At 71.9% G+C, this 7,511-nt stretch carries 6 protein-coding genes; 1 reads left to right on the top strand and 5 read right to left on the bottom strand.

Annotated elements, in window-relative coordinates; translation table 11 throughout:
• Positions 1-994: hypothetical protein (locus EES43_RS30775; RefSeq protein ID WP_164493247.1), on the bottom strand; the 994-nt coding region annotated here is incomplete at its 3' end.
• Positions 995-1,395: 401 nt separating this feature from the next.
• On the bottom strand, positions 1,396-2,301 hold the full coding sequence (locus tag EES43_RS24440; protein WP_124270714.1) for a class I SAM-dependent methyltransferase: 906 nt from the start codon (positions 2,299-2,301) through the stop codon (positions 1,396-1,398).
• Positions 2,302-2,610: 309 nt separating this feature from the next.
• On the opposite strand from EES43_RS24440, the gene EES43_RS24435 reads away from it, so the two are divergent.
• Complete coding sequence (locus tag EES43_RS24435; RefSeq protein ID WP_124270713.1) at positions 2,611-3,912, top strand: low temperature requirement protein A; 1,302 nt, start codon at positions 2,611-2,613, stop codon at positions 3,910-3,912.
• 47 nt (positions 3,913-3,959) lie between these two features.
• On the opposite strand, the gene EES43_RS24430 is transcribed toward EES43_RS24435, so the two are convergent.
• The 3 genes from EES43_RS24430 to tdh all read right to left on the bottom strand — a co-directional run bounded on the left by EES43_RS24430 (position 3,960) and on the right by tdh (position 7,292).
• Positions 3,960-4,883: a LysR family transcriptional regulator gene (locus tag EES43_RS24430; protein ID WP_124270712.1), complete on the bottom strand. Its 924-nt coding sequence runs from the start codon at positions 4,881-4,883 to the stop codon at positions 3,960-3,962.
• 114 nt (positions 4,884-4,997) lie between these two features.
• Positions 4,998-6,191: a glycine C-acetyltransferase gene (locus tag EES43_RS24425; protein WP_124270711.1), complete on the bottom strand. Its 1,194-nt coding sequence runs from the start codon at positions 6,189-6,191 to the stop codon at positions 4,998-5,000.
• A 72-nt stretch (positions 6,192-6,263) separates the two neighbouring features.
• The gene (gene tdh, locus EES43_RS24420; protein ID WP_124270710.1) at positions 6,264-7,292 is read right to left on the bottom strand and encodes an L-threonine 3-dehydrogenase; all 1,029 of its coding nucleotides are present in this window, start codon (positions 7,290-7,292) and stop codon (positions 6,264-6,266) included.
• Between the last annotated feature and the right edge of the window lie 219 nt (positions 7,293-7,511).

The raw sequence follows: 7,511 nt of genomic DNA, 5'->3' as shown, positions 1-7,511 counted from the left end.
CCCCGTTCCCGGTGGCGGGTGCGGCGCTGATCGCCGTGATCGCGCTCTGGTCGAGACCGGCCGGCGGACCCGGAACACGCGAGAGCTCCTGAGTGCCCCCGAGGCCCGCCTCGTCCAGGACCGTCAGGTAGTACTGCGGGAAGTAGCCCTCCGGATACTCGAAGAAGAAGGTCGCCTTCGGCAGGGTGAGGGTCTTGTTCACCTGGTCCAGCGTCGGCTTGCCGACCGGGAGCACCTTGCCGATCTCCTTGCCCGACGTGGGGTCGAACCCCCGTCCGAAGACCGTGTAGGGGCCGACCTTCAGATCGGCCGGCACCGAGGCGAGTTTCTGCGTCCGCTCCGGCACGGTCACCTTGTACACCGCACGACCCGAAGACGTCAGCCTCTTGACATCAGGGACGAATCCCGACCGGTTTCCGTCGTAGATATTGTCCTTGGAGATGACGAGACGGTACTTCTTGTCGAACCCCGAGGCCGGCTGCTCCTGCTCTTCCAACGTGAACCGGTAGGGGTCCGCGTTGCCCGCTGACGCGTTGACCGCCACCTTTTTCGACTCGGCCTCGCCGTACACCCGGCCTTCGTGGGTCAGGGTCGTCTGAGATTTGCCAGGCGTGGAAGGAGAAGCGGCCTGGACGTTGAGGAAGTTCTTGTAGTCGTAGATGAACCCGATCTTCTCCTTCCAGTCGTAGTCTCCGACGAAGTCGAGGGCGTACGACTGGCGGGCTCCCTTGCCGCTGTCGAAAGTGGACGTGGGAAGAGGCTTGATGCCATTGCGCTCCTTGGAGGCGGTGCGTCCCTGGGAGCCGTTCGAGGAGAGTTTCGCGTCGAGGTCGAGATTCTCGTCCGTGGCGTTGACGATTTCCAGCTCGACGTACTTGTGAGCGTCGGTGTCGACTGCCGACGCGCTGTCCGAGCCGGCAGGGATGCTCACCGCGGCGAGAAGCCCGACGGCACCGGTGGCGAGTGCGGTCCTGCATCGCACGGAGTGCGGCATGGGTTTCCTCCTGTGGGTCGGCGGTGAGAATCACTCGGTGGACCGGGCGAAAGACCCTCCTCCGTACCCTCCTGGCGCTTCTCCTCCATGCTCCGCGCTGTTTCCGCTTGAGGACCTGGGGAAAAGGACCAGCCTCGCCTTGAGGACCTGGGGAAAAGGACTGGCCTCGCCGTTCGATTTGGGGGCGGCGAGGCTGTGACCAGGACATATCCACGCCACTGGCGTCCTGGGGCAAGCCGCCGGCCGTCCAGGATCCTGGGAAGGTCCTTGTGGACCTTGCTCCGGCGGTCACGTTGAGGGCTGTCCCGCAACGCTGCGGTGCGAGCCGGGCGCACCGGCCGCAGGCGCGGCGACAGGCGTCCCCTGTTCACGATCTCGGACAGCCCCGCCAATGACGCTCCCTACGGCCGGATCCTGTCCGCGAACACCCACCGGTTGCCCGCCAGGGCGTCGTTCTGCTCGGGCAGCGGGCCGCGTCCGAGCCGCCGGGCGAAGTCGAAGGGGGTGTGGACCGAGGTGGACCAGCCCTTGTCGGACAGGGCGCCCGCCGAGTCGGGCCGAGGCTGCCGGTCGAACAGGTCGAGCAGGTCGATGCCGATCTGGTGCCGGGTCGAGGTGTAGATCGGGCTGTCCCGGTACGCCAGCAGGTCCTTCTCCAGCTTGACCTCGAAGGCCAGAGCGCTCCCTTCGGCGCTCAGCCGGTCCACCGTGTCGATGAGGCGGGTCTCGACGGCGGCGGGCAGGTAGAACAGCAGTCCCTCGGCCAGCCAGACGGTGGGGACGGCCGGGTCGAAGCCGGCGTCGCCCAGCGCTCCGGTCCAGTCCTCGCGCAGATCGACGGGGATCGGCACGCGCGCGGCCTTCGGGACGGCCGCCAGAGCGCCGAGCACATCCTGCTTGAACGCCAGCACGCCTTCCCTGTCGACCTCGAAGACCACGCAGCCCGCAGGCCAGTCGAGCCGGTACGCCCGCGCGTCCAGTCCCGCCCCCAGCAGCACCACCTGGCGGACGCCCGCGTGCACGGATCCGAGGAGGAAGTCGTCGAGGACTCTCGTACGCAGACCGAAGTACCGCGCGAACCGGCCCCACAGCGGATTGGCGTCGCCCTCCGGCACCTGGTGCGTACGCACCGGCCAGTGGGCGGAAGCCGGTGCGGCGAGCACGAAGTGCTCCGCGTAGACGTCCCGGGCGAGGCTGTCGTGGCGGTGGGTCTCGATCGCCCGCGCCGCGGCGACCAGGAGAGCGGTCACCCCGACGCCCCCGTCCACGCCCTCCACACCCGTGCTCCGGTGTGCCGTGCCGACCATGTGCCCTCCCTGGAGGCGAGTGGAGAACGCGAGCAGCGGCGGTGGCGGGCGACGTGCCGGTGACGGCGTCGCCGCCCGCCACAGCGGTGTGGGCCGGGCCCACGCGCTGCCGCTGTGCGTGCAGACCCGACTATCCGGCCCGGCCCTCGCGCCCCGGGCGGGAAAGCCGCCCCTTCACCTGAACGGGTGGAAACCGCGCCTTCGGGCCCCGTCGGCTCAGGGCCGCCCGGCCGGACCTCGTTCGCGCGGAGCCCGCCCGTTCGGCCCACAGCCGACGCGCCGTCGGCCCGGGATGACGACCATGGCTGCATGGACCCCACCGACCCTACGGAGAGCGGCGCCGACCCGCCCGCGCCCCCGCCGAAGCCCCCAGCCGGGGGCGAGCGGCACGCCGGGTGGAACGAGCTCTTCTTCGACCTGGTCGTCGTCGCGGGCGTGGGACAGCTCGCCCATCTGCTGCACGAGGGCCCACGGCTCCAGGACGTCGCGCTGTACATCGTCCTCTACCTGGCCTTCTGGACGTCCTGGGCGGGCATCGCCGTGTACGGGGACATCGCCGCCTCCGCGACCCGGCTGCGGACGCTGCTGCTCGCCATGGCGGGCATGGCGGTGATGGCCGCCTCGGTCGACTCCGTACGGACCAGCCACACCACCGCGTTCGTCCTGGCGTACGTGGTGCTGCGCTGGCAGGCGGGACGGATCTGGCAGCGCGGCAGCGTCGTGGTGGACTGGCCCCTGGCCCAGTTCGACGCCGGGTCGGTGCCCTGGCTGGTGTCGCTGTTCACGCACGCCCCGGCGCGGTACTGGCTGTGGGGGCTCGGGGTCGCGCTCGACATCCTGACGCTGCTGGTCTCGACCCGGGGCCGCACCCTCCGGCGGGCCGCCGAACGCGCGGCCGAGCGGGCCGAACGCCACCGTCGCCACGACCACGGGCGCCCGCCCGGTCCGCCCCACGACGACGAGGCGGAGAAACCCCCTGCGCTGACCGAGGCGCGGATCGACACCGCGCACATGTCGGAGCGGCTGGGCCTCTACGTGATCATCGTGCTGGGCGAAGGAGTCATCCAGGTCATCGACGCCGCGTCCGACCGCGAGGTGTGGAACAGGCCACTGGCCCTCACCGCGCTCGCCGCGTTCGCCCTCCTGGCGGGGGTGTGGACGCTGAGCCTGCTCTACGGCCACAACGGCATCCCGCGCCTGCGCCAGGACGCCCTCGCACCGCGGCTGGCGATGCTGCTGCACGCGCTGACCACCGGTTTCCTGGCCGCGCTCGCCACCGCGCTCGGCTCCGCCGTCGCCCATCCGGACGCCGTCCTGCCACGCGGCCAGCACTGGCTGCTGTGCTGCGCGATGGCGGGGTACTTCGCGACGGGCCTGCTCGCCGGCCTGCCTCTCACGGCACGCCCCGATCGCGTCTGGATCCTCGGCTGGGCACTGCCGTGCGTCGCCGCGTCGCTGCTCCTGGCCCCGCTGGGCGTACGGCTGCCCTCCTGGGCCACGATCGCGATCCTGGCCGGTCTGGTCTGCTGGCAGATCCTCTACGACCCCGACCCGCCGGCCGGCCGCCGCCCCGGCCCGGCCCACCGCATCCGCCGCACGGCCCGCGCCTGACCGCTCCGCAGCGCCATCGATCCAGCGCGCCCCCACGCGGACCACGCTCACCGCGAGAAGAGCCCCGCCTCCCGCACCGCCACCGACTCCATCGCGTCCAGCACCGGCCGGATCAGCGGATGCCCCTCCGCGCCCTGCCGGACCGCGGCGAACACCCGGCGGGTGGGGGCGCTGCCCTCGACGGGGCGGACGACCACGTCCGTCAGCTCCATCCCGCGCAGCGCGGACCGCGGCACCAGGGCCACTCCGGCGTCCGCCCCGGCCAGCGCGACCACGGCGCGGAAGTCGTCCGAGGAGTGTTCGAGGCGGGGAGCGAACCCGGCGAATTCGCAGGCCAGCACCACCACGTCGTGGCAGGGGTTGCCCGGATAGGGGCCGATCCACGGGTCCTTCGCCAGATCGGCGACCGCGACGTGGTCCTGGCCCGCGAGGCGGTGGTCCACCGGCAGCACGGCGTCGAACGGCTCCGAGTAGAGCGGGACGCGGGTCAGGCGGCGGTCGTCCTCGGCGGGCGCGCCCCGGTATTCGACGGCGACGGCCACGTCGACCTGCCGGTCCAGCACCATCGGCACGCTCGCGTCGCCCTCGGCGTCCTGGACCTTCACCCGGATGCCGGGCGCGGTGCGTGCCAGCTCGCTGAGCGCGGGGGCCAGGACCAGGCCGATGCCGGTGGCGAACGCGGCGACGGTGACCGTACCGGCGACGCCCGCGCCGTACTCCGCGAGCTCCGCCTCGGCCCGCTCCAGCTGCGCCAGTACGACGTTGGTGTGGCCGAGCAGGATCTCCCCGGCGGCGGTGAGCCGGGCTCCGCGCGCACCGCGTTCGACGAGCCGGTGGCCGGTCTCCTGCTCCAGGGCGGCGAGCTGCTGGGAGACGGCGGAGGGCGTCAGGTAGAGGGCGGCGGCGGCAGCGGTCACGGTGCGGTGGTCGGCCACCGCACGCAGGATTCGCAGCCGCCGCGCATCGATCATGCGCCCATTGTCACAGGTCGCGGGCGTTCACCCGGCCCGGTGCCGCCGGGCCGGGCCGGGCCGCGCGCCGCCCGGCGGGTCCGCGGCGCGTGACGCGCCGCGGACGCCGGGGTGTCACGCCTCCAGCGCCGCCCGGGCGTCGACGAAGGCGTCCACGGCGCGGTTCACGTCGGCCGTGGAGTGGGCGGCGGAGAGCTGGACGCGGATACGGGCCGCGTCCTGCGGGACCACCGGGTAGGAGAACCCGATCACGTACACGCCGCGCTCCAGCAGCAGTTCCGCCATCCGGCCGGCCTTCGCCGCGTCGCCGATCATGACGGGGGCGATGGCGTGGTCGCCGGGCAGGACGTCGAAGCCCTCCTCGGTCATCCGGGTGCGGAAGAGCCGCGTGTTGGCGTTGAGCTGGTCGCGCAGTTCGCCGGCCGACTCCAGCAGGTCGATGACCTTGAGGGAGGCGGCGGCGATGACCGGGGCGAGGGAGTTGGAGAAGAGGTACGGGCGCGAGCGCTGGCGCAGCAGGGCGACGATCTCGGCGCGCGCCGCGACGTAACCGCCGGAGGCTCCGCCGAGCGCCTTGCCGAGGGTGCCCGTGATGATGTCCACCCGGTCCATGACACCGTGCAGCTCGGGCGTGCCGCGTCCGCCGGGGCCGACGAAGCCGACGGCGTGGGAGTCGTCGACCATCACCATGGCGTCGTAGCGGTCGGCCAGGTCGCAGATCTCCCGGAGCGGGGCGACGTACCCGTCCATGGAGAACACGCCGTCGGTGACGATCAGGCGGCGGCGGGCCTCGGACGCCTCCTTGAGCCGGCGTTCCAGCTCGTCCATGTCGCGGTTGGCGTAGCGGAGGCGCTGGGCCTTGGAGAGCCGGATGCCGTCGATGATGGAGGCGTGGTTGAGGGCGTCGGAGATGACCGCGTCCTCGGCGCCGAGCAGTGTCTCGAACACTCCGCCGTTGGCGTCGAAGCAGGAGGAGTAGAGGATCGTGTCCTCCTGGCCGAGGAAGGCCGAGAGCCGCTGTTCCAGCTCCTTGTGGACCTCCTGGGTGCCGCAGATGAAGCGGACCGAGGCGAGCCCGTAGCCCCAGCGGTCCAGCGCCTCGTGGGCGGCGGTGACGATCTCGGGGTGGTCGGCGAGGCCCAGGTAGTTGTTGGCGCAGAAGTTGAGCACCTCGCCGGGACGGCCGCCGGAGGTGACGGCCACCGTGGCGGACTGCGGGGTGCCGATCACGCGCTCGGGCTTGTGCAGCCCGGCGGCCCGGATCTCGTCGAGGGTGGTGCGCAGGTCGTCGCGTACGGAGTCGAACATGCGGGTTCCTTATGCCGTGAAGCCTTGAGGGTGGTCGGGAGGCCCGGTGCGGGATGCGGGCCGGCGGAGTTCTCAGGCGGTCCAGTCGAGGATGACCTTGCCGCCGAGGCCGCTCGCCGCGTCGTCGAAGGCCGCCTCGAAGTCGCGGTAGCCGTAGCGGCCGGTGATCACGGGGGCGAGGTCGAGGCCGCCCTCCAGCAGGACGGACATGGCGTACCAGGTCTCGTACATCTCGCGGCCGTAGATCCCCTTGACGGTGATCATGGAGGTGACGATGCGGGCCCAGTCGACGGCGAACTCCTCGGCGGGCAGGCCGAGCATCGCGATCCGGCCGCCGTGGGTCATGTTGGCGACCATGTCGCGCATCGCCTCGGGGCGGCCGGACATCTCCAGGCCGATGTCGAATCCCTCGCGCAGGCCCAGCCGGCGCTGGCCGTCGGCGATGGTCTCGTCCTCGACGTTGAGGGCGAGGCTGACGCCGACCTTGCGGGCCAGCGCCAGGCGGGCCTCGCTGACGTCGGTGATCACGACGTTCCGGGCCCCGGCGTGCCGGGCCACGGCGGCGGCCATGATGCCGATCGGTCCGGCGCCGGTGATCAGGACGTCCTCGCCGACCAGCGGGAAGGAGAGCGCGGTGTGCACGGCGTTGCCGAACGGGTCGAAGATCGCGGCGATGTCGAGATCGACCGGGACGCGGTGGACCCACACGTTCGAGGCGGGCAGCACGACGTACTCGGCGAACGCGCCGTCCCGGCCGACGCCGAGGCCGACGGTGGAGCGGCAGAGGTGGCGGCGGCCGGCGAGGCAGTTGCGGCACTTGCCGCAGACGAGGTGGCCCTCGCCGCTGACCAGGTCGCCGACGGCGATGTCCGCGACGTCCGAGCCGAGCGCGGCGACCTCGCCGACGAACTCGTGGCCGAGGACGAGCGGCGTCGTGACCGCCTGCTGCGCCCAGCCGTCGTAGGCGCGGATGTGCAGGTCGGTGCCGCAGATACCGGTCCGCAGGACCTTGATCAGGACCTCGTTCGGGCCGTACTCCGGCTCCGGCACGTCCATCAGCCACAGTCCGGGTTCGGCCTTCTGCTTGACGAGTGCCTTCACGGCGGTGGCTCCCTGACGTGGTGCGGGTGGATGCCCCGGGCCCGGGGCATGTCGGAAAAAGCCCTGCGGCCCGAGGTGTACGGGGGTGCGGCGCGGGACGGGACGGAGCTCGCCGTGCGGCTCCACGCCTCGTCACCGGCCGTCACGGAGCAATCTGCCGTACGGCGAGGTCCCGGGTCCATCGAGGATTTCTTAAGCGCAGCCGCAGATGTGCTTCAC

This window comes from Streptomyces sp. ADI96-02, from assembly GCF_003846185.1.
In the GTDB taxonomy this organism is placed as follows: domain Bacteria; phylum Actinomycetota; class Actinomycetes; order Streptomycetales; family Streptomycetaceae; genus Streptomyces.
This window is presented reverse-complemented; position numbering and strand designations above follow the sequence as displayed.

Bases quoted from the DNA above. Each gene is read 5' to 3' on its own strand.
- EES43_RS24440 (WP_124270714.1), bottom strand. From the start codon at position 2,301: ATGGTCGGCACGGCACACCGGAGCACGGGTGTGGAGGGCGTGGACGGG.
- EES43_RS24435 (WP_124270713.1), top strand. From the start codon at position 2,611: ATGGACCCCACCGACCCTACGGAGAGCGGCGCCGACCCGCCCGCGCCC.
- EES43_RS24430 (WP_124270712.1), bottom strand. From the start codon at position 4,883: ATGATCGATGCGCGGCGGCTGCGAATCCTGCGTGCGGTGGCCGACCAC.
- EES43_RS24425 (WP_124270711.1), bottom strand. From the start codon at position 6,191: ATGTTCGACTCCGTACGCGACGACCTGCGCACCACCCTCGACGAGATC.